Consider the following 22,062-nt stretch of genomic DNA (forward strand, 5'->3'; position numbering starts at 1 on the left):
GCCCCCACTGCCGGCAACAGACCGGCTGTTAACAACAACAATGGTGATTCCCGATGTCCGCCCGTACCCGCCTGTTCGCCCCAACTCCACCCGTACGCCTCGTGCCTTTCGTTCTGCGCTGACCGCCACCCGGTTCGCCATTCCCTAGCCGCGCTACGCCTGGAGTATTCCTATGCTGACTTTCCTTGGCTTTGCCATGGTCATCACGTTCATGTTCCTGATCATGACCAAGCGCCTGTCCGCGCTGATCGCCCTGATCATCGTGCCGATCCTGTTCGCGCTGTTCGGTGGCTTCGCACCCGAGATCGGCCCAATGATGCTGGCCGGTATCACCAAGCTTGCGCCGACCGGCGTGATGCTGATGTTCGCCATTCTGTACTTCGCCCTGATGATCGACTCCGGCCTGTTCGACCCGGCCGTGCGCAAGATCCTCAAAATGGTCAAGGGCGACCCGCTGAAAGTCTCGGTCGGCACCGCTGTACTGGCCCTGGTCGTGTCCCTGGACGGTGACGGCGCCACCACCTACATGATCTGCGTGGCCGCCATGTTGCCGCTGTACCAGCGCATTGGCATGAGCCCACGGGTCATGGCCGGCCTGATCATTCTCGCCGGTGGCGTGATGAACATGACCCCTTGGGGTGGCCCGACCGCTCGTGCCGCCAGTGCATTGCATGTGGACCCTTCGGACATTTTCGTGCCGATGATCCCGGCGATGGCCGCCGGTGTGGTCGCGATCCTGGCGATCGCCTACCTGTACGGCAAGCGCGAGCGCGCACGTCTGGGCGAACTGCACCTGCAAGGCGATGAGATCGACCACAGCGAGATCAGCGTCTCCCAATACCCGGACGCCCGTCGCCCAAAACTGATCTGGTTCAACGGCGCGCTGACCTTCGCCCTGATGTGCGCGCTGATCGCCGGCCTGCTGCCGCTGCCGGTACTGTTCATGGTGGCGTTCAGTATCGCGATGATCGTCAACTACCCGTGCCTGCAGATGCAGAAAGACCGCGTCGCCGCCCACTCCGGCAGCGTACTGGCGGTGGTTGGGTTGATCTTCGCGGCCGGTATCTTCACTGGCATCCTGTCGGGCACCGGCATGGTCGATGCCATGTCCAAGAGCCTGCTGGCGGTCATCCCAGATGCATTGGGCCCTTACCTGGCGGTGATCACCGCACTGGTGAGCATGCCGTTCACCTTCTTCATGTCCAACGACGCGTTCTACTATGGCGTGCTGCCCGTACTCGCCGAAGCCGCCAGCCACTACGGCATCACGGCTGCAGAAATGGGACGTGCGTCGATCGTCGGACAACCCGTGCACCTGTTGAGCCCACTGGTGCCCTCGACCTACCTGTTGGTCGCTTTGGCAGGTATCGAATTTGGCGATCACCAGCGCTTCACCCTCAAGTGGGCAGTGCTGGTATGCCTGTGCATAATGGTCGCCGCTTTGCTGATGGGGATTATTCCGCTTTTCAGCACTCTATAATCCCAAACACCCAACCGCGCGGCGCTGCAGCTTGCGCGGTTTAACACTCGCTTAAAGGAATACACATGGAATGGCTGACCAATCCGGAAATCTGGATTGCCTTCTTCACCCTGACGGCCCTCGAGATCGTCCTGGGCATCGATAACATCATCATGATTTCGATCCTGGTCAGCCGCATGCCCAAGCACATGCAGGCACGCACCCGGATCTTCGGCCTGGCCCTGGCCATGGTCACGCGCATCCTGTTGCTGTTGTCGATCACCTGGGTGATGCAACTGACCGCCGACCTGTTCGTGGTCTTCGGCCAAGGCATCTCCGGTCGCGACCTGATCCTGTTCTTCGGTGGCCTGTTCCTGCTGTGGAAAAGCTCCCAGGAGATGTACCACGCGCTGGAAGGTGAAGACGAAACCCACGACGAGCCGAAGGGCGCCGGTGGCAAGTTCATCTACACCATCATCCAGATCGCGATCATCGACATCGTGTTCTCCCTGGACTCGGTGATCACTGCGGTCGGCATGGTCTCCCACGTGCCAGTGATGGTCGCGGCGATTGTCGTAGCGGTGCTGGTGATGATGCTGGCGGCCGGCACCATCAGCGAATTCATCGACAAGCACCCGTCGTTGAAGATGCTCGCGTTGTCGTTCCTGCTGGTAGTCGGTACCGTGCTGATCGCCGAATCCTTCGATGTGCATGTGCCAAAAGGCTATGTCTACTTCGCCATGGCGTTCTCGCTGGCGGTGGAAGCGGTGAACATCAAGATGCGCACCGCGATCGCGAAAAAGAAGAAACAGCAGGATCCTGTGAAACTGCGCAAAGACATTCCGGGTCAATAAACCCGAGCCAGACAATTAAGGGGCCTGCACAGGCCCCTTATTTTTATCCGCAAAAAGCTGATTTCATGACAGTTTTATTTCAATCCCCACTTTAGCTATGCGATGCTGGCGCAGAGCGCATTCGCCAACTACAGCTTAAGTACAAGACGTAGAGCGGCACGCGGCAACTTTCCTTCGCTCATTTTCGAGCGCACCCACACGGGGGGCCGAGCATGCTGACCTTGCTCAATCTGCTTTCCGCCGTGACCCTGCTTATCTGGGGCACGCATATCGTCCGTACCGGCATCCTGCGGGTCTACGGTTCCAACTTGCGCCAAGTCATCGGGCAGAACATGTCCAAGCGCTGGCTGGCGTTTATCGCCGGTATCCTGGTGACGGCCATGGTGCAGAGCAGCAACGCCACGGCAATGCTGGTCACGTCCTTTGTCGGCCAAGGCCTGATGGGGCTGATGCCCGCCCTGGCGACCATGCTCGGCGCCGATGTCGGTACCGCGCTGATGGCGCGGGTGCTGACGTTTGATTTGTCTTGGCTGTCGCCACTGCTGATTTTTCTCGGGGTGATCTTCTTCCTGTCACGCAAACAGACGCGGGCAGGGCAGTTGGGCCGGGTGGGTATCGGCCTCGGGCTGATCATCCTCGCACTGCAATTGATTGTGGAAGCGGCCGGGCCGATTACCCACGCCCAGGGCGTCAAAGTCATCTTCGCGTCGCTGACCGGCGACATCCTGCTCGACGCTCTGGTCGGCGCCTTGTTCGCGATGATTTCCTATTCCAGTCTGGCCGCCGTCCTGCTGACGGCCACCCTGGCCGGCGCCGGTGTGATCGGCCTGCACGTGGCCATCGGCCTGGTGATCGGCGCCAACATCGGCAGCGGCGTGCTGGCGTTCCTCAGCACCAGCATGCAGAACGCTGCCGGACGCCAGGTAGCCTTGGGCAGCCTGTTGTACAAATTGATCGGCCTGCTGCTGATCATCCCGGTACTCGACCCGCTCGTACGCTGGATGGATGGCCTGGACTACAGCGCGCAAGGCATGGTCATCACCTTCCACCTGCTCTACAACGTCAGCCGTTGCCTGATCCTGTTGCCCACCATTGGCCCGATGGCCCGCTTGTGTGCCTGGTTGCTGCCTGAGCGCGAAGAGATGAACGGCAAGGCCAAACCACGCCATCTGGACCTGGCCGCCCTGGCCACACCCAGCCTGGCACTGGCCAACGCTGCCCGCGAGACCCTGCGCCTGGGCGACCTGATCGACAATATGCTCACCGCCATGCTCGAAGTGCTGCGCGGCAAGCAGACCGCGATCACCCAGGAAATGCGCAGCCTCAGCGATGATGTCGAAGCGCTGTACAGCGCGATCAAACTCTACCTGGCCCAGATGCCCCGGGAAGACCTCAGTGAACATGACAATCGGCGCTGGGCCGAGATCATCGAACTGTCGATCAACCTGAAACTGGCCGGCGACCTGATCGAACGCATGCTGCGCAAAGTCCAGCAGCAGAAAACCTCCCAGCGTCGTCAGTTCTCCGAAGTGGGCCTGGAAGAACTCACCGGCCTGCACAGCCAGCTGATCGCCAACCTGCGCCTGGGGTTGTCGGTGTTCCTCAGTGCCGACCCGGAAAGCGCCCGCCAGTTGCTGCGCGAGAAGCGCCGCTTCCGCGCCCAGGAGCGGCGCCTGGCCCACGCCCATGTCAGCCGCCTTCAGCGCAAGATCGTCCAGAGCCTGGAGACCAGCTCCCTGCACCTGGAACTGATTGCCGATATGAAACGCCTGAACTCGTTGTTTTGCAGCAGTGCTTATGTAGTGTTGGAAACGTCTGACACCGGCGCGCTCTCCGCCGAAGATATTGCCGACATCACACATTCGCCCTGAACGTACGGTGGCCCGTGAAGTCAGTTAAAAATGACCTCACTCGCCAGGAAGCTTGTTATGCGTCGCCTGTTGTTCGCTTGCCTGCTCATGGGATCTGCCCACGCCTTTGCCTTTGACCGCCTGCAAGTCGAAGGCTACACCTTGCCCAACGGCCTGCAATTACTGCTCAAACCGGGCACCGAGCGCGGGCATGTAGCGATCCGCCTGGTGGTCGGTGTAGGCCTGGATGACTTCAACTGCGCAGACAAGGAACTGCCGCACCTGCTCGAACACTTGCTGTTCAGCGGCATCGACGGCGGTGGCGAAGCCGAGCTGGAAGACCGTATGCAAGCCCTGGGCGGCGAGTGGAATGCCTACACCAGCAACGCCGATACCACCTTTGTGATCGAGGCGCCCGCGCAAAACCAGCGCAAAGTGCTGGACCTGCTGCTGGCGATCATCACCCGCACCGAACTGACCGACGCCAATATCAACGCCGCCAAGCGGGTAGTGGAGCGCGAAGACGGCGGCCACTACTCACACCTGCAACGCCTGTTGGACCGCCAGGACCTGGGCCACACCGCCAGCAACCAATTGGCCGTCGAACTGGGGCTCAAATGCGCCGAGCGCGCCGAGGTCGACCACCTGACCCGCGACCAGCTGGAGAACCTGCGCGCACGCTGGTACGCCCCCAACAACATGACCCTGATTATCGTCGGCGACCTCGACAAACTGCTGCCCGCCTACCTGGAACGCACCTACGGCAAACTCGACCCGGTCGACCCCACTGAGCATCCGGCGCTGCCGGAAATACAACACGCCGCTGCCAGCCATCGCGAGTTGATCCACGGCTGGGTCGGCAACAGCGCCAAATTGCACTGGTTATTTCCCGAACCGATGCTGGACGAGGGGCATGATGAAACCTACGACCTGCTCAAGGATTACCTCGACTGGACGCTGTACCGCCAACTGCGTCTCAAGCACGGTTTGTCCTACGGCCCCTGGAGCGAGCGCGAAGTACTCGGCGGTGTCGGTTTCCTCAGCCTGAATGCCGACTTAGAGCGGGAAAACCTCCCCGAAGCGGAACACGTACTCCAGGACCTCAAGGCCCGACTGCTCAAGGACGGCCTCGACCCAGCGGTATTTGCGCGACTGCAACAAGCTGCCATTGCGCGCCAGGCGTGGGCCGTGCAAGGCAACAGCGCCTTGGCCGACTACTACTGGAGCGCGTCCGGCGATTACAACAACGGCCACTTCAGAGACCCGGCCAAGCGCATCAAGGCCGTGAGCCTGGACCAGACCAACCAGGCCATGCGTGAAGTGTTCAAGCAGCCCGGTTACTGGCGTATCGAAAAACCGCTGCTCAGCTACGACATGCTGAGCTGGATCGGCGCCGCAGTGCTGGGACTGATCGCCTTTGTGCTGATCGGCGTGCGGCTTTATCGCAAACGGATTGCGCAATGAGGCACCGGACAACGGCCTAAGACGTTATTCTGTCTGGGATTTTTTCCTATAAGACTGTGAACCGCCGAATGCCAAACCTGACCCACTTAATCCAGCGCATCCTCGAGCTGATCAAGCGCTACCCAGGGGTGATTGCACTCGGCGGTTTTATCTCAGGCGTGGGCAGCTTCATCCTGGTGGATCGCCAGCAGGGCATGGCCAGCTGGATTGCGGTGATCATGCTGGTGAGCTGGCTGTGGCTGATGCTGGAAAACAGCTTCACCCAGCTGTTCACCAGGATTTTCAAGCGCGAAATCCCCGAACCGCTGTTGCGCTACGCAACCCAGATGATCCACCAGGAAAGTCTGTTTTTCGTGCTGCCGTTCTTTTTCGTCACCACCGCGTGGAACAGTGGCCAATCAATATTCACGGGCTTGCTTGGCGCGGCGGCGCTGATCTCGATCACCGACCCGCTGTACTACAAGTGGCTGGCGCCCAAGCGCTCGCTGTTCCTTGCACTGCACACCTTTACGCTGTTCGCGGCGCTGCTCACCGCGTTGCCGATCATCCTGCACCTGACCACCGCCGAGAGTTACAAACTGGCCCTCGGCGTGGCCATGGCACTGTCGATCCCCAGCCTGGCGGTAAGCCTGCCGCTGCGTAGCGTCAAAGGCTGGGCGATGCTGCTCGGGGTCACCGCCGCCATCGGCTGCGCCGGGTGGTTCCTGCGCAGTTGGGTGCCTCCGGCCACCTTGTGGATGACCGAAGTGGCCATCAGCACCCAACTGCAGGACCGCACGCCAGGCGACGACCTCAAGGAAGTCACTGCCGCCCAACTGCGCAGCGGTGGGCTGTACGCCTATACCGCGATCAATGCGCCGCGTGGACTGGATGAACGCATCTACCACGTGTGGAAATTCAACGGCCAAGAGGTCGACCGCATCGCCCTGGATATCCACGGCGGGCGCAAAGAGGGTTACCGCGCGTGGACCCACAAACAGAATTTCCCGGCCGACGCCGTGGGCCGCTGGCAGGTGCGGGTGCTGACCGAAGACGGGCAGGTGATCGGTGTGCTGCGTTTCAAGGTGACGGACTCAGCACAAACGGACAACCCAAAGTAGGCCGTATCGTGCTATTACGTAGGAATTGTGGATAGCCAAACAAGCTCGGAGCTTATGACCCCCCCTACAACGGCCGGCGCAGCCCACCTCGATACGTCCACCACCCCGCCACAACTGCGGATTACGGGGGACTGGACGCTTGCCCATTATGCCAGCCTGAAAAAGCTGTCGGACAAGCTCGACGGCCAATACGACGCCGGCGCGCGCATCGACCTCAACGGCCTCGGCGCCCTGGATACCGCCGGCGCCTCGTTGCTGGTGGAACTGCTGGGACCGACCCGCATCGAGCAGTCCGCCGAGCAGACCGATTGCAGCTTGTCTGCCGCCGACCGCGCGCTGCTCAAGACCGTCTACCGTTCCCTGAATGATTTTTGCGTGCCGGAAAAAGCCCCGGAAGAAGCGGCGGGCATTCAGGTTCTGGCACGTATCGGCCGTGCGGTGGACACGGTCTGGCAGGACACCAAGAAACTCCTGGGTTTCGTCGGCCTGATTCTCGAAACCTTCGCCCGTAGCATCTTGCGCCCCAAGCGCTGGCGCGTGACGCCCATGGTTGCGCACCTCGAACAGGTCGGACTGGATGCCGCGCCCATCGTGGCTTTGCTGACGTTCCTGGTGGGTGCGGTGGTGGCCTTCCTCGGCGCCACGGTGCTCAAGAGCTTCGGTGCGACGATCTTCACGGTAGACCTGGTGGCGTTCTCTTTCCTACGGGAATTCGGCGTCTTGCTCACCGCGATCCTGATCGCCGGCCGCACCGCCAGTGCCTTTACCGCACAGATCGGCTCGATGAAGGCCAACGAAGAAATCGACGCGATCCGCACCCTGGGCCTGGACCCGATGGAGCTGCTGGTACTGCCCCGCGTGCTGGCGCTGCTGGTGGCGCTGCCGATGCTGACGTTCCTGGCAATGCTCTCGGGCATCATCGGCGGCGGCGTGGTGTGCGCGGTGGCCCTGGATATTTCGCCGGCGATGTTCCTCTCGCTGCTGCAATCGGACATCGGCGTGCAGCACTTCCTCGTGGGTATGGTGAAAGCGCCGATCTTTGCGTTCCTGATCGCTGCGATTGGTTGCCTGGAAGGCTTCAAGGTCAGCGGCAGCGCCGAATCGGTCGGTGCCCACACCACCTCCAGCGTGGTGCAATCGATCTTTGTGGTGATCGTGATGGATGCCGTGGCCGCGCTGTTTTTCATGGAGATGGGCTGGTGAGTCGTCTACACCGAGCGCCCAGTGAGGCGGTGATTGAAGTGCGCGGCCTGTGCAATCGCTTTGGCAGCCAGAGCGTGCATGAAAACCTCGACCTGGATTTGTACAAGGGCGAGATCCTCGCAGTGGTTGGCGGCTCCGGCAGCGGCAAGTCGGTGCTGTTGCGCAGCATCGTCGGCCTGCGTCGTCCCAGCGAAGGTGAGGTGCGGGTGTTCGGCAAGAACCTGCCGAGCCTGCCGGAGCACGAACGCTCTTTGGTGGAACGACGCTTTGGCGTGCTATTCCAGAAGGGCGCGTTGTTTTCCTCGCTGACCGTTACCGAAAACGTCGCGCTGCCCTTGATCGAACACGCCGGCCTCAGCCGCCGCGACGCCGAGCACTTGGCCGCCGTCAAGCTGGCCCTGGCCGGGCTGCCATTGTCGGCGGCGGACAAATATCCGGCGTCGCTGTCCGGCGGCATGATCAAGCGCGCCGCCCTGGCCCGCGCATTGGCGCTGGACCCGGACATTCTGTTCCTCGACGAACCCACGGCGGGCCTCGACCCCATCGGTGCAGCGCAATTCGACCAACTGATCCTGACGCTGCGCGATGCGCTGGGCCTGAGCGTATTCCTGGTCACCCACGACCTGGACACGCTGTACACCATTACCGACCGCGTGGCGGTGCTGGCACAGAAGAAAGTGCTGGTGGCCGATGCCATCGATGTTGTCTCGGAAACCGACGACGCGTGGATCCACGAATATTTCCACGGCCCCCGTGGCCGCGCGGCATTGGATGCCGCTCAATCGCTCAACGAGGTATGACATGGAAACCCGAGCCCATCATGTGATGATCGGTCTGTTCAGTGTGATCGTGGTGGTCGGCGCGATGCTGTTCGGCCTGTGGCTGGCCAAGTCCAGCGTCGACAGCGCCTTCCAGGACTTCGAAGTGATCTTCAACGAGGCGGTCAGCGGCCTGTCCCAGGGCAGCTCGGTGCAGTACAGCGGGATCAAGGTGGGCGACGTGATCAGCCTGAGCCTGGACCCCAAGGACCCGCGCCGCGTGCTCGCGCGCATCCGCCTGGCCGGGCAGACGCCGATCAAGGAAGACACCCAGGCCAAGCTCGCCCTGACCGGTATCACCGGTACCTCGATCATCCAGCTCAGTGGCGGCACCCCGCAGAGTCCCGAGCTCAAGGGCAAGGACGGCAACCTGCCGCAGATCATCGCCTCGCCATCGCCCATCGCGCGCTTGCTCAACAACAGCAACGACCTGATGACCAGCGTCAACCTGCTGTTGCACAACGCCAATCACATGTTCTCCCGCGAGAACGTCGAACGCCTGAGCAACACCCTGGAGAACCTGCAGCAAACCACCGGCGCGATTGCCGACCAGCGCGGCGATATCAAGGTGGTGATGCAGCAACTGATGCAGGTGAGCAAGCAGGCGACTGCGGCGCTGGAACAGACCACCGTGCTCATGCGCAACGCCAATGGCTTGCTCAACGAACAAGGCAAGCAGGCCTTCGGCAGCGCCGAGCAGGCCATGAAATCTCTTGAACAAAGCACCGCGACCATCAACACCTTGCTGACCAACAACAAGGACTCGGTGAACAGCGGCATGCAAGGCCTCAACGAACTGGCGCCGGCCGTGCGCGAGCTGCGCGAAACCCTCGGTTCGCTGCGCGCCATCTCCCGCCGCCTGGAAGCCAACCCCAGCGGTTACTTGCTGGGCAGCGACAAGAACAAGGAGTTCACGCCATGAAGCGTGCTTACACAATGATCGCCCCTTTGGCCCTGGCGCTGGTGAGCGCGTGTTCGATTCTGCCCAAGGCCGACCCTTCGGATGTGTATCGCCTTGCCGCGGCGCAGACCGCCAGCCAGGGCGCGCCGGTCAGCTGGTCACTGCGTGTGAACAAGCCGCAGACCAGCGAGTTTCTCGACAGCCCGCGCATTGCCGTGGTGCCCACTGGCGACCTGATCAGCAGCTATGCGAACTCGCGCTGGAGCGATCCGGCGCCGGTGCTGTTGCGCAACCGCTTCATGGACGGCTTCCAGCGTGATGGCCGGGTGACGCTGCTGAGCACCGATGACACCAACCTGCAGTCCGACTACGAACTGGGTGGGCAATTGCAGGCGTTCCAGAGTGAATATCACGGCGGTGCGGTAGAGGTGGTGATTCGCCTGGATGCGCGGCTGGTACGCGGCAGTGATCAACGGATCGTGGCCAGCCGACGGTTTGAGGTGAGGCAGCCGGTGAGCGACACCAAGGTGCCGGCGGTGGTCGCCGGGTTTGGGCAGGCGGGGGATCAGTTGAATAAGCAGGTGGTGGATTGGGTTGTTCAGCAAGGCAATAGTGCAGCTAAACACTGAGGGCCTCATCGGGGGCAAGCCCCCTCCCACATTTGAATGTGTTCACAGATCAACCTGTGGGAGGGGGCTTGCCCCCGATAGCAATCCGAGCCTTAACCAAAGAACCAATAGCACACCGCAATCGCCGCAACGACGCCGGCCAACTCCGCCAGCAACGCACAGCCCACGGCGTGCCGCGCGCGCTGGATGCCCACCGAGCCGAAATACACCGCCAACACATAGAAAGTGGTCTCGGTACTGCCCTGGATCGTCGCCGCGACCAGTGCAGGGAAGCTGTCCACGCCCTGGGTCTGCATGGTCTCGATCAACATCGCCCGCGCGGCACTGCCGGAGAACGGCTTGACCATCGCGGTCGGCAAGGCATCGACAAAGCGCGTGTCCATGCCCGTCCAGGCGACCACATGGCGTATGCCTTCAAGGCCGAAGTCCAACGCGCCCGACGCTCGCAACACCCCCACGGCGCAGAGCATCGCCACCAGGTACGGCAGCAGGTTCTTCGCCACGTCGAAGCCTTCCTTGGCGCCTTCGACAAACGCCTCGTAGACCTTGACCTTGCGCAGCGCACCGATCACCAGGAACAGCATGATCAGGCCGAACAAGGTGAGGTTGCCAAGGATCGAGGACAGCCCGGCCAGCGCCGTGGCGGAGAGCGTCGCCAACAACGCCATGAAACCACCCAAGACCAGCGCACCGGGGACCAGGTACGCCAGCACCACCGGGTCCCACAGCCGCAGGCGCTGCATGATTGCCACCGAGAGCAGCCCCACCAGCGTGGATGCACTGGTTGCGAGCAGGATCGGCAGGAACACCAGCGTCGGGTCCGCCGCGCCTTGCTGGGCGCGGTACATGAAGATGGTTACCGGCAACAGCGTCAATGAAGACGCGTTGAGCACCAGGAACAGGATCTGCGCGTTACTGGCGGTGTTGGGGATGGGGTTGAGTTCCTGCAAGGCCTTCATCGCCTTGAGCCCGATGGGGGTGGCGGCGTTATCCAGGCCCAGGCCGTTGGCGGCAAAGTTGAGGGTGATCAAGCCGATGGCCGGGTGGCCGGCGGGCACTTCCGGCATCAAACGGCGGAACAGCGGGCCGAGGGCCTTGGCCAGCCAATCGACGATCCCGGCTTTCTCTGCGATGCGCAGAAAACCCAGCCACAGCGTCAGGGTGCCGAACAACAGCACCATGACTTCCACCGACAATTTGGCCATGGCGAAAATGCTTTCGACCATTGCCGCGAATATCCCGGCGTTACCGCCGACCAGCCATTGCGCCAGTGCCGACACCATTGCCACGACAAAGAAGCCAAGCCACAGGCCATTGAGCATCAGTTGAATCCCCCGAAGAATGGGACGAATGATAGCGGGGCCGGCAGAAACGACAAACCCCGGAATTTTCCGGGGTTTGTCTTTAAGCCGTCACGCTATCAGCTGCGGGTGGCCTGGGCGACCGGTGCGGCGGTCTTGGTGCGCCAATGCGGCAGCGAGTTCCAGTAGCGCTCGCCCTTGGCGTCGTCGTACATGCCTTCCCAACGGGAGATCACCAGCACGGCCAAGGCATTGCCGATCACGTTCAGGGCAGTACGCGCCATGTCCATGATGCGGTCGACACCGGCGATGAACGCCAGGCCTTCCAGCGGAATGCCCACGCTGCCCAGGGTGGCCAGCAGCACCACGAAGGACACACCCGGTACGCCAGCGATGCCTTTGGAGGTGACCATCAGGGTCAGCACCAGCATCAGTTGCTGGCCGATCGACAGGTCGATGCCATACAGCTGGGCAATGAAGATCGCCGCGATGCTCTGGTACAGGGTCGAACCGTCGAGGTTGAACGAGTAACCGGTCGGCACCACGAAACTGCAGATGGCTTTCGGCGCGCCGTAGGCTTCCATCTTCTCGATCACACGCGGCAGCACGGTCTCGGAACTGGCGGTGGAGTAGGCCAGTACCAGCTCATCCTTGAAGATGCGCATCAGCTTGATCACCGAGAAGCCGAACAGGCGGGCAATCAGGCCGAGGATCACGAAAGCGAAGAACAGGATGGCGACGTAAACCAGGATCACCAGCTTGGCCAGCGGCAGCAGCGAGGCAAAGCCGAAGTTGGCAACGGTCACCGCGATCAGTGCGAAGACCCCGATGGGGGCGTACTTCATGATCATGTGAGTGACTTTGAACATGCTCTCGGACACGCCCTGGAACATGGTCACCAGCGGCTCACGCAGCTCAGGCTTGAGGCTCGACAAGCCAAGGCCGAACAGCACCGAGAAGAAGATGATCGGCAGCATCTCGCCACGGGCGACGGCGGCGAAGATGTTCGACGGGATCAGGTTGAGGATGGTCTGGATAAACGCATGCTCATGCTGCACTTCGGCGGCGGTGGCGGTGTACTTGGAGATGTCGACGGTACCCAGGGTACTCATGTCGATACCCGCGCCCGGGTGGAACAGGTTGGCCAGCAGCAGGCCGACCACGATGGCGATGGTGGTGACGATTTCGAAGTAAAGGATGGTTTTGACGCCGATGCGCCCGAGTTTCTTCGCATCACCCACACCGGCAATGCCGACGATCAGCGAGGAAATCACAATCGGGATCACGATCATCTTGATCAGGCGGATAAAGATATCGCCCGCTGGCTGCAATACGTTGCTGATCCACCAGGCTTTTTCAGCACTGAAATGGTTAAGCACTGCACCGATTGCGATCCCCAGCACCAAACCGATGAGGATCTGCCAGGCGAGGCTTAGCTTTGCCTTCTTCATGTCATTACCCTTACTTCAAGTGAACTTAAGGCAAATGCGCCAGCCGCAACGCTCGAGAGCGAAAAAGTGTGTGCATCTGCCTCCATGGAAGGTCACCGCAGCATGGCCGAAATGGCTTACTGGCAGGCGAAAAAAGGCGCAACTATTCCCATGCAAGGGTTCGACGTCTAATGCCGTAAACGCCTACCCTATGCCGAATCGGCATGAGATTTTTTAATAATAACTGTCCGAACGGTCAGTTCAAATGTGACATTTTGTCCGACAAAAATGCCGTGAACCGGCCAAACCCGGCTCGCTCAGAGATTCGGGACGTCTCCGGGGACCTGGCGGAAATGCCTGAGAATTCCATCATTTAGTGTCGGAAATGTCCTATGGCACCCACCAAAATTTATCGATAGATGGTCTACCCGACACACTAAGTAATGTTTGGAGATGAGCAGAAAGGTGATTTGCGACTAAGGGCGGCATGAACAACGGAAGAAGGAGCGTTAAAGCCCGCCGCAAGTTCAGCAAGCCGATGGCTTGTGAACCTGCGTCGCAGCTTTTCGCCTGACCCGGCCCTTGCGCAGGCACTCCCTGTACCCGTAGGTCGCGCCGATCGCAGGTGATCAGAGCAACCCGGCCCCTTGGTCATGCACCGCCCTTGGCGAGCGGTGCAAACAGAAAGAAGCGAGGGCTTCCTTCTATGGACGCCGGCCCCGCAGACAACACGCGTGTCAGACGGAACCTAGTACCAATTCGGATCTTTCTTCAGCTGCTCCATCAGCAGCTTCTGCATGCCTTCATCCGGTTTACCGATAAAACGGTAATCGGCGTGCCGCGTTGGCGACTTGTCCTTCGGCAGACCGGCCGGGACTTCCACCAACATGGCGTAGGCATCTTCCTTGTCGAGGCTGAAGGCAACGATCAGGCGCTTGTTCAGGCAGGTGTCCGCAGTTTCGCAGAGCGGCCCGACCAGATACTTGTCGCCATCTTCTTCCACGGCATTCATTTGCTCAGCGGTGCCGGACAGGTTCATCACCCATTCCGGCAGGCGCTCTTCTTTCTTCACCACGCCTTGCCAGGTCTCACGGTATTGCGGGTCCGCGCTGAGCAATTCGTTGGCTCGGGACTGGCCGTCGTTGGCAGCCATCGCCAAGCCGCTGCCGCCCAGTAGCAGGGCGACAGTAATGGCTTTGAAGGACAAAGTGGTCATTTTCAGCCTCGGCCGCGACGACCAAAGAAGAAGGAAGCGATGAACATCACCAGGAACACCACAAACAGAATTTTTGCGATACCCGTGGCAGTGCCCGCGATACCACCGAAGCCCAGGACTGCAGCCACAATGGCGATGATCAGAAATGTGATTGCCCAACTCAACATGGTGATTCTCCTTATGCTTCTTTATAGAGGTAACAGCGGTAGTGCTTTGCGGCCACGAAAGTGGCCTTTTGGTGCCTAGAACACCCAACGCTCCTGGGATGGCAGCTCACTCAGGGAAGACTCCTGGTCAACCATCCGCAGTTGCGGGGCTGTTGCATCGGCAGCAACACTGCCAACGGAACGGAAATGGGTCTGGGTCATGGACGGACGTTCAAACTGGGGGATCTGCGGCTGACTCTGCTGCCAATGTTGCAACTGCTGGCCACCGATCAGCGTGACCATCAGGGCCAGGCTGGCAAACAGGCCTTGCTGCAAGCGCAGTGGCGATACACGCAGTTGGCTGAGGCTTTGGCGAGTCATGCTGTTGTTCTCCCGCATTTTGATTATTCGTTGGAAGAGCTATTGCAGAGCGCGTGCCAGTTTTTTTACAAAATAAAACCCAATAAAATCAGATGGTTATGAACTAAAGACTCATGCACCCTCCAGCATCCTGCACGATGCCCCCGTGGATGCCGTGCGAAATGCACGATGGCCAGCGGTCGGGTCGAGGGATAGAAAACGAAGAGGGTGTTGCCGAAGTGGCAAGACGGCATGAAAACAGCATCAGACGGGGCTTTGTAGGAAGTGATGCAGATACCTGCACGACACTGCTATTTATCGATCAGAATAAACCATGCAACTTGCCCGATTATTCCGGGACTAAACACCATCATTCATAGTTTAAGGAGCGCGGGACAGATGGAATCAGCCAAGGAACTTCAAGGCCGCATTCTTTTAGTGGACGATGAGTCTGCGATCCTCCGCACCTTCCGTTATTGCCTGGAAGATGAAGGCTACACCGTCGCCACTGCGAACAGCGCGGCCCAGGCCGACGCCTTGATGCAACGCCAGGTATTCGACCTGTGCTTCCTGGACTTGCGCCTGGGCGAAGACAATGGCCTGGATGTGCTGGCCCAGATGCGAATCCAGGCGCCCTGGATGCGCGTGGTGATCGTCACCGCCCATTCGGCAGTCGATACCGCCGTCGATGCTATCCAGGCCGGCGCCGCTGACTACCTGGTAAAACCCTGCAGCCCCGATCAACTGCGCCTGGCCACCGCCAAGCAGTTGGAAGTGCGCCAACTGTCTGCTCGGCTCGAAGCCCTGGAGGGCGAAGTGCGCCAGCCGAAAGACGGCCTCGACTCTCACAGCCCGTCAATGATGGTGGTGCTGGAAACGGCGCGCCAGGTGGCTGGGACAGATGCGAACATCCTGATCCTTGGCGAGTCCGGCACGGGTAAAGGCGAACTGGCCCGCGCGATTCACGGCTGGAGCAAGCGTTCGAAGAAATCCTGCGTGACCATCAACTGCCCTTCTTTGACGGCAGAGCTGATGGAAAGCGAGCTGTTCGGCCATAGCCGAGGGGCGTTTACCGGCGCCAGTGAAAGCACCCTGGGCCGCGTCAACCAAGCGGACGGCGGCACGCTGTTTCTCGACGAGATCGGCGACTTTCCCCTCACCTTGCAACCCAAGTTACTGCGGTTTATCCAGGACAAGGAGTACGAGCGCGTGGGCGACCCTGTCACCCGCCGTGCCGATGTGCGCATCCTCGCCGCCACCAACCTGAACCTGGAAGACATGGTGCGTGACGGCCGCTTCCGTGAAGACTTGCTGTACCGCCTCAATGTAATCACCTTGCATCTGCCACCGTTGCGCGAGCGCAGTGAAGACATCCTGACCCTGGCCGACCGGTTCCTGGCGCGCTTCGTCAAGGAATATGCCCGACCAGCACGCGGTTTCAGCGATGAAGCGCGCGAAGCGCTGCTCAACTACCGCTGGCCGGGCAACATTCGCGAACTGCGTAACGTGGTGGAGCGCGCCAGCATCATTTGCCCGCAGGAGAAGGTGGAAATCAGCCACCTGGGCATGGCCGAACAACCTAGCAACAATGCTCCACGCATTGGCGCGGCACTCAGTCTGGACCAGTTGGAGAAAGCCCACATCGGCGCAGTGCTTGCCACCAGCGATACCCTGGACCAGGCGGCCCGCACCCTCGGCATCGACGCGTCGACCCTGTACCGCAAACGCAAACAGTACAACCTGTGAGCTGTACTCTATGAAGTTAGCGATGAAGTTGCGCACTCGATTATTCCTGAGCATCTCAGCGCTGATTACCGTTGCCCTGCTGGGTTTGATCCTGGGCCTGGTAAGTGTCATGCAAATGGCCAAGACCCAGGAGTCCCTGATTCGCAGCAACTTCGTCACCCTGGACCTGGGCCTCAAGCTACGCCAGAGCCTGGGCGATCAATTGATCATGATGCTGGAAGACCGGCCGGACCCCGAGGCGCTGCAATCCTCGGAACGGCGCTACTTCGACCTGCTGGATCAAGGCATTGCCCATGAACAGCGCGACGGTCGCGGGACGGGCTTCAGTCAGGCCCGAGGCCAATATCAGGCGCTGCTGGAGGCCTTTGATGAATCCCAGCAACCGACGCCGCCGCCCGGCGCCAAGGACAAACTCACCGACACCTTCAACACGCTGCGCAATGGCCTGATCGCCGAACACAAGCAGGCTTTGGAAAACATCAGCAACAGCGAGCACAAGTCCCGCGAACGCGCGTTATTGGTCGCCGGATTACTGGGGTTGGTGGGGCTTGCCGTGCTGATCATCGGGTTTGTGACAGCCCATGGCATCGCGCGGCGTTTTGGCGGACCGATCGAAGCGCTGGCCAAAGCGGCAGACAAGATCGGACAAGGGGATTTCGAGGTGACGCTGCCAATCTCCTCGGCAGCAGAAATGAACCAGCTGACCCGCCGCTTCGGCATCATGGCCGAAGCTCTGCGCCAGCATCAGGCGACCAATGTGGATGAACTGCTGGCCGGCCAACAGCGCTTGCAGGCTGTGCTCGACAGCATCGACGATGGCTTGCTGATGATTGACCGCCAAGGCCGCCTGGAGCATCTCAACCCCGTGGCTCAGCGCCAACTGGGCTGGGACGAGGAGCGCCTCGGCCAAGGCCTGGGCGAAGCCTTGTCGCGTCCGGAGCTGGATGAGCAACTGCACCTGGTGCTGCGCGGCGGCAACCTAGAGCGGGCGCCGGAGGATCTGGAAGTGGAGGTCGAGGGCGAACTGCGCCTGCTGACCTACAGCCTGACCCCGGTCAGCCATACCCAGGGACATATTCTCGGCGCAGTGATGGTGCTGCATGACGTGACTGAACAACGCGCCTTCGAGCGGGTGCGCAGCGAGTTCGTACTGCGCGCTTCCCATGAACTGCGTACGCCGGTGACCGGCATGCATATGGCCTTCGGACTCTTCCGCGAACGTGCGAAGTTCCCGGCGGAGTCCCGCGAAGCGGACTTGCTGGATACCGTCAATGAAGAGATGCAGCGCCTGATGCAGTTGATCAACGACCTGCTCAACTTCTCACGCTACCAGAACGGCCTGCAAAAACTCACGCTGGGGCCGTGCGACGTCACCGATCTTCTCGAACACGCTCGCGCACGCTTCGCCGAGCCCGCCAACGCGCAAGATATCGAACTGCTGGTAGAAGCCCAATCCGACCTGCCTCGGCTGTATGCAGACCAGGTGCAACTCGAGCGGGTGCTCGACAATCTACTGGGCAACGCGCTGCGCCACACTCCCGCGGGCGGGCAGATACGCCTGCAGGCACGGCGCCATGGCGAGCGGGTGATCGTCAGCGTCGAGGATAACGGCGAGGGCATCGCCTACGGGCAGCAGGGGCGGATCTTCGAACCCTTTGTCCAGGTGGGCCGCAAGAAAGGCGGCGCCGGCCTGGGGCTGGCGCTGTGCAAGGAAATCGTGCAATTGCACGGTGGTCGCATGGGCGTGTACTCACGACCGGGGCAGGGCACTCAGTTCTATATGGCGCTGCCGCTCTAGCTTCGGTTCAACGCACGCAGAATGGCTGCACTTTCTGCATCCGGTGTGCCATCGAACAGCGACGGCCGGAAATGCATCTGGAACGCCGCGATCACATGGCGCGTGGCGACATCCAACTCGCCGGTCTGGGGCGTCTGGTAGCCCAGGCGGGCCAGCTCTTCCTGGAACCAGGTGATGCTTGGCAGCTCGGCGGCGTATTGCACCTGAAAGCGCGCAACGGCCTGCGCATCCGGCCAAACGCCCAACCCTTCGGCGGCCAGCCGCTTCCAGGGGAACAGCGGGCCTGGGTCGAGCTTGCGCAACGGCGCGATATCGCTGTGACCAATAATATTCTTGGGGTCGATACCGTTGCGCTTGCTGATATCCTTGAGCAACACCACCAGGGACTTCACCTGCGCCTCTGAGTAGGGGTACCACAAGCGGCCCGTAGGTGTGTCCTTGTAGCCTGGGTTCACGATCTCGATGCCAATGGAGCTGGAGTTGAGCCAGGTGCGGCCCATCCACTCGCTTTCCCCCGCGTGCCAGGCGCGCTGGCTCTCGTCCACCAGCTTGTAGATCGTGGCCGAGGCGTCGTCGCCGATCAGGTAATGGCTGCTGACCTGACCATGGGTGAGCAGTGCCAGGGAACGTTCAAGGTTGGTCGAGGTGTAATGCACGACTACGAACTGCACGCGGTTGTCGTGGTTCACCGAGGGGTGATTGGTGTTTAGGCGAGGGCCGCTGGCACAGCCTGCGAGCACAAGGAACACAAAAGCGAAGTACAAGGATTTCATGGCGGTAGACGTTACGCAGAAGACGATAATGCAACAGTGTAACGTACCGATCGCAAGCCAGCGGTCAAATCACAAAATGGAACATTTTTCAGGCAGCCTGTACCTGGTTGCGCCCCGCGGCCTTGGCCCGATACAACGCTTCATCGGCACGCTTGAGCGCAAGATCACTGCGCTCTCCCGGCTGGAACTGCGCCACGCCCATGGACACGGTGATCGTCACCGGCTCGCCCTTGAAGTGAAACGGGCACGCTTCAATCGCCGCACGCAACACCTCGCCCACGGCCAGGGCATCCGCCAGGGATGAGTCGGGCATCAGCAAGACAAACTCTTCACCACCAAAGCGCGCGATAAAGTCGGTCGGGCGCAGGCGCTTGCGCAGCACGTTGGCGATGATCTTCAGCACCTTGTCGCCGGCGAGGTGGCCGTAGCCATCGTTGATACGCTTGAAGTGATCCAGGTCCAGCATCGCCAACGACAGGTTGTTGCCGTGCTGGTGCCAGGTGTTTACCTCATAATCGAGGCGCTCGCTCCAGGCGGCACGATTGGGCAGGCCCGTGAGCGGATCGATCAACGCCTTCTGGCGCTGCACCTCCAGGTGCTCGCGATAGCCCTGGGCTTCCTGCTCCATGTTGGCAACCCGCTCAGCCAGACCTTTGAGGCGTGCCGCCGTCTCCTGCTCGCGCAGGTCGCGCTGCTGCTGATGCTCATCCATGGTACCGAGCAGGCCCTCAAGGTGACTTTCCAACACGTGCTTGAGGCTGTCCAGGTCGGCAGCTTCCTGCACGCTGCTTTGCAGGCCATCGACCTGTTCGCGGATCTGTGTGTCCAGCTCACGGGCGGCGGAGCGGCTGTCGGCATGCCCCTCGCTGGCGACTTGCAAGTGACCCTGAAACGCCTCGAGCCGTTCGTTGAGCTGCTTGAGGTAAGCCTCGAACTCATGCTGGCCGCTGTCGGTGATCGCCAGCATCAAGACTGCCAGATCGTCGAGGATCGGCAGCAGTTCGTACCAGTTCAAACCATGGGCCAGGCGCTCGCGCATGGCTTCGGCCTGGGGTCGGTGACGTTCGGGCAACGAGAGTTCTTCGAGCAGGCCGAGCAGAGTGTCTTCGATGTGCTTGGCCACGGAGCTGTAGGACGGTTCTGGCGAGTCGGGCAGGGCATAGGCTCCATCCGCTTGCAATTCGTCAGGATCAAGCTCTTCTAGCACCGGTGGAAGCGACAAGCTGCCAATGGTGGTCTCATCCGGGGTCTCGACCTGAACTTCAGGCGTTTCGATTAAGGCTGCGAGGGCGCTTTCCGGTGCGGGTTCTTCGTCTTGAGGCTTGGGCTCGACACGCGCTCCGGGTGTTTCAATAGCGTCGGCTCGAGGCGGGGTTTCATAAACGAAGGTTTCGCTGGAGGGCTCGGCCTCCTGGGCGGGGGCTACGGGCTCGATGACCGGAGCGGCGGTTTCTTGAGGCTGCGGCGCAAAGGCACGCAACGCTTGCGTCAGCTCCTCGGATTGCTCGGACGGCTGTGGCTCGACAGCGACTGGCTTGGTCGCCGCAGGCTGCGGGGCCGGTCGGGGGGTCGATTCGTCCGCCACCGCTTCGTTCGCAATGTCCTTGGCGCCGAACAGGCGCTGCAAAAGCCCAGGGCCTGGTCGCGCGGTTTCGCCGTCCGGCTCCAGGTTGTTCAGTGCCTGGCCCTGCAGGCCGCTCAACTCGCTGAGCAACAGCGGGATCTCTCGCGCCTGGCCGACGCGGCCGTCCAACTGCTTGGCGAACGTCTTCAGCGGCCGGGCCACCTCACGGGGCAATGGAAGTTTCTGTAGTTGCGTGACCAGGGAAGTCAGCGCGGTGCTGATCTGGTCGACCCGGGTTTCGCGGCGCTGCTCCGAATCCAGCACGGCTTTTTCCAGGCGCGGCAGCAAGGCGGCGAGGGCGGCGTCCATATCATCGGTACGGACGACGTCGCGCATTTCCTTCATGCATTGGTCGACGGCGCGGTCAGTGCCCTCAGCCGCCAGCGTGCTGCGCACCAGTCCACGGCGCAGCAGGTCGAGGCGGGCAGCCCAGCGGCGTTCGAGTTTTTCCTGTTGCTCGATGCTCTTGAGGTATTTCTCTTTCCAGCGCTGGGCGTCGTCGCTCATGCAAGGGGTCCGCGGGGGCCAGGGCTCAACGCGGGTAATGCATCAGCCGTGAGCGAACCCGGCAGACGAATCTCTACCGCGACCGGCAGGTGATCGGAGATGGGCTGCGCCAGCACCTGCACACTCTCGAGTGTGAGGGTAGGACTGAGCAGGATATGGTCAAGGCAGCGTTGCGGGCGCCAACTGGGAAACGTGGCTTCGGCTTGCGGCGCCAGTAGGCCGAGGTCGCGCAACGGAGAATTCTGCAACAGGTCGCTGGCGTGGGTATTCATGTCCCCCATCAGCACCTGGTGTTTGTAATTGCCAATAAGCTCGCGGATGTAAGCCAGTTGCATCGTGCGAGTGCGGGCGCCCAGTGCCAGGTGCATCATCACGACCACCAAGGCCTCCGGGCCTTCGCCAAAGCGCACGAGGATCGCACCCCGCCCCTTGGGTCCGGGTAACGGGTGATCTTCGATGACTGAGGGCTTCAAGCGACTGAGCACACCATTGCTGTGCTGCGCCAGGCGCCCGAGGTTACGGTTGAGCTGCTGATACCAATAGGGGAAGGCACCCAGCTGGGCCAAGTGTTCCACCTGGTTTATATAGCCGGAGCGCATGCTGCCGCCATCAGCTTCCTGCAAGGCGACAAGGTCGAAGTCGTTCAGCAGGTTGCCGATCTTTTGCAGGTTGCCAGCACGTCCGTTATGGGGCAGCAGGTGCTGCCAGCCACGGGTGAGGTAGTGCCGGTACTTCTCGGTACTGATGCCTACCTGGATATTGAAGCTGAGCAGGCGCAGGCGGCTGTCTGCCGGCAGGCCCGTGGACTCCAGGTGATGTTCATTGACCTGCGGATCATGCAGGCCAACCACACGTTCGGTACCCCAGCGGCGCATGACGGGCC

At 61.1% G+C, this 22,062-nt stretch carries 19 protein-coding genes; 11 read left to right on the forward strand and 8 right to left on the reverse strand.

Features of this window, described 5'->3' with window-relative positions; all coding sequences use genetic code 11:
* Positions 1–172: 172 nt before the first annotated feature.
* From AC3WP7_RS15405 to AC3WP7_RS15445, 9 genes are all read left to right on the forward strand, one after another.
* Positions 173–1,480: a CitMHS family transporter gene (locus AC3WP7_RS15405; protein ID WP_102592494.1), complete on the forward strand. Its 1,308-nt coding sequence runs from the start codon at positions 173–175 to the stop codon at positions 1,478–1,480.
* 65 nt (positions 1,481–1,545) lie between these two features.
* Entirely contained in the window at positions 1,546–2,313 is a 768-nt protein-coding gene (locus AC3WP7_RS15410) for a TerC family protein (RefSeq protein WP_014716354.1), read from the forward strand.
* A gap of 212 nt (positions 2,314–2,525) precedes the next feature.
* Positions 2,526–4,184, forward strand: a complete 1,659-nt coding sequence (locus AC3WP7_RS15415) for a Na/Pi cotransporter family protein (protein WP_093120118.1) — start codon at positions 2,526–2,528, stop codon at positions 4,182–4,184.
* Between the two features lie 57 nt (positions 4,185–4,241).
* Positions 4,242–5,627, forward strand: coding sequence for a M16 family metallopeptidase (locus tag AC3WP7_RS15420; RefSeq protein WP_102592495.1), 1,386 nt, complete (start codon positions 4,242–4,244; stop codon positions 5,625–5,627).
* Positions 5,628–5,695: 68 nt separating this feature from the next.
* Complete coding sequence (locus AC3WP7_RS15425) at positions 5,696–6,727, forward strand: DUF5924 family protein (RefSeq protein ID WP_093527058.1); 1,032 nt, start codon at positions 5,696–5,698, stop codon at positions 6,725–6,727.
* A 54-nt stretch (positions 6,728–6,781) separates the two neighbouring features.
* Positions 6,782–7,930: an ABC transporter permease gene (locus AC3WP7_RS15430; protein ID WP_071490960.1), complete on the forward strand. Its 1,149-nt coding sequence runs from the start codon at positions 6,782–6,784 to the stop codon at positions 7,928–7,930.
* Positions 7,927–8,730: an ABC transporter ATP-binding protein gene (locus AC3WP7_RS15435; protein WP_071490959.1), complete on the forward strand. Its 804-nt coding sequence runs from the start codon at positions 7,927–7,929 to the stop codon at positions 8,728–8,730. The genes AC3WP7_RS15430 and AC3WP7_RS15435 overlap by 4 nt, the downstream gene beginning before the upstream one ends.
* Before the next feature lies 1 nt (position 8,731).
* Positions 8,732–9,670 carry an MlaD family protein gene (locus tag AC3WP7_RS15440; protein WP_102592496.1) on the forward strand — a complete coding sequence of 313 codons (939 nt, stop codon included), beginning with the start codon at positions 8,732–8,734 and terminating at the stop codon, positions 9,668–9,670.
* Positions 9,667–10,278, forward strand: a complete 612-nt coding sequence (locus AC3WP7_RS15445) for an ABC-type transport auxiliary lipoprotein family protein (RefSeq protein WP_092241404.1) — start codon at positions 9,667–9,669, stop codon at positions 10,276–10,278. Before AC3WP7_RS15440 ends, AC3WP7_RS15445 begins: the two co-directional genes overlap by 4 nt.
* A gap of 92 nt (positions 10,279–10,370) precedes the next feature.
* Here the strand turns inward: AC3WP7_RS15445 and AC3WP7_RS15450 are convergent, their stop codons facing one another.
* The 5 genes from AC3WP7_RS15450 to AC3WP7_RS15470 all read right to left on the reverse strand — a co-directional run bounded on the left by AC3WP7_RS15450 (position 10,371) and on the right by AC3WP7_RS15470 (position 14,752).
* On the reverse strand, positions 10,371–11,600 hold the full coding sequence (locus AC3WP7_RS15450) for a nucleoside recognition domain-containing protein (RefSeq protein WP_071490956.1): 1,230 nt from the start codon (positions 11,598–11,600) through the stop codon (positions 10,371–10,373).
* Positions 11,601–11,698: 98 nt separating this feature from the next.
* Complete coding sequence (gltP, locus tag AC3WP7_RS15455) at positions 11,699–13,030, reverse strand: glutamate/aspartate:proton symporter GltP (protein ID WP_058424440.1); 1,332 nt, start codon at positions 13,028–13,030, stop codon at positions 11,699–11,701.
* A 727-nt stretch (positions 13,031–13,757) separates the two neighbouring features.
* Complete coding sequence (locus AC3WP7_RS15460) at positions 13,758–14,225, reverse strand: inhibitor of vertebrate lysozyme family protein (RefSeq protein WP_102592497.1); 468 nt, start codon at positions 14,223–14,225, stop codon at positions 13,758–13,760.
* A gap of 2 nt (positions 14,226–14,227) precedes the next feature.
* Positions 14,228–14,392 carry a DUF1328 domain-containing protein gene (locus AC3WP7_RS15465; RefSeq protein ID WP_003170804.1) on the reverse strand — a complete coding sequence of 55 codons (165 nt, stop codon included), beginning with the start codon at positions 14,390–14,392 and terminating at the stop codon, positions 14,228–14,230.
* A gap of 75 nt (positions 14,393–14,467) precedes the next feature.
* Entirely contained in the window at positions 14,468–14,752 is a 285-nt protein-coding gene (locus tag AC3WP7_RS15470; RefSeq protein WP_102592516.1) for a hypothetical protein, read from the reverse strand.
* Positions 14,753–15,130: 378 nt separating this feature from the next.
* On the opposite strand from AC3WP7_RS15470, the gene algB reads away from it, so the two are divergent.
* Entirely contained in the window at positions 15,131–16,477 is a 1,347-nt protein-coding gene (gene algB / locus AC3WP7_RS15475) for a sigma-54-dependent response regulator transcription factor AlgB (protein WP_058424438.1), read from the forward strand.
* A gap of 10 nt (positions 16,478–16,487) precedes the next feature.
* Positions 16,488–18,275 carry a KinB sensor domain-containing domain gene (locus AC3WP7_RS15480; protein ID WP_093527064.1) on the forward strand — a complete coding sequence of 596 codons (1,788 nt, stop codon included), beginning with the start codon at positions 16,488–16,490 and terminating at the stop codon, positions 18,273–18,275.
* On the opposite strand, the gene AC3WP7_RS15485 is transcribed toward AC3WP7_RS15480, so the two are convergent.
* The 3 genes from AC3WP7_RS15485 to AC3WP7_RS15495 all read right to left on the reverse strand — a co-directional run bounded on the left by AC3WP7_RS15485 (position 18,272) and on the right by AC3WP7_RS15495 (position 22,054).
* On the reverse strand, positions 18,272–19,048 hold the full coding sequence (locus tag AC3WP7_RS15485) for an N-acetylmuramoyl-L-alanine amidase (protein WP_093527066.1): 777 nt from the start codon (positions 19,046–19,048) through the stop codon (positions 18,272–18,274). The genes AC3WP7_RS15480 and AC3WP7_RS15485 overlap by 4 nt on opposite strands.
* Positions 19,049–19,136: 88 nt before the next feature.
* Complete coding sequence (locus tag AC3WP7_RS15490; RefSeq protein ID WP_102592498.1) at positions 19,137–21,179, reverse strand: GGDEF domain-containing protein; 2,043 nt, start codon at positions 21,177–21,179, stop codon at positions 19,137–19,139.
* Positions 21,176–22,054 carry an endonuclease/exonuclease/phosphatase family protein gene (locus AC3WP7_RS15495; protein WP_058424434.1) on the reverse strand — a complete coding sequence of 293 codons (879 nt, stop codon included), beginning with the start codon at positions 22,052–22,054 and terminating at the stop codon, positions 21,176–21,178. Before AC3WP7_RS15495 ends, AC3WP7_RS15490 begins: the two co-directional genes overlap by 4 nt.
* Positions 22,055–22,062 lie beyond the last annotated feature (8 nt).

This window comes from Pseudomonas sp. FW305-3-2-15-C-LB1, assembly GCF_058787615.1.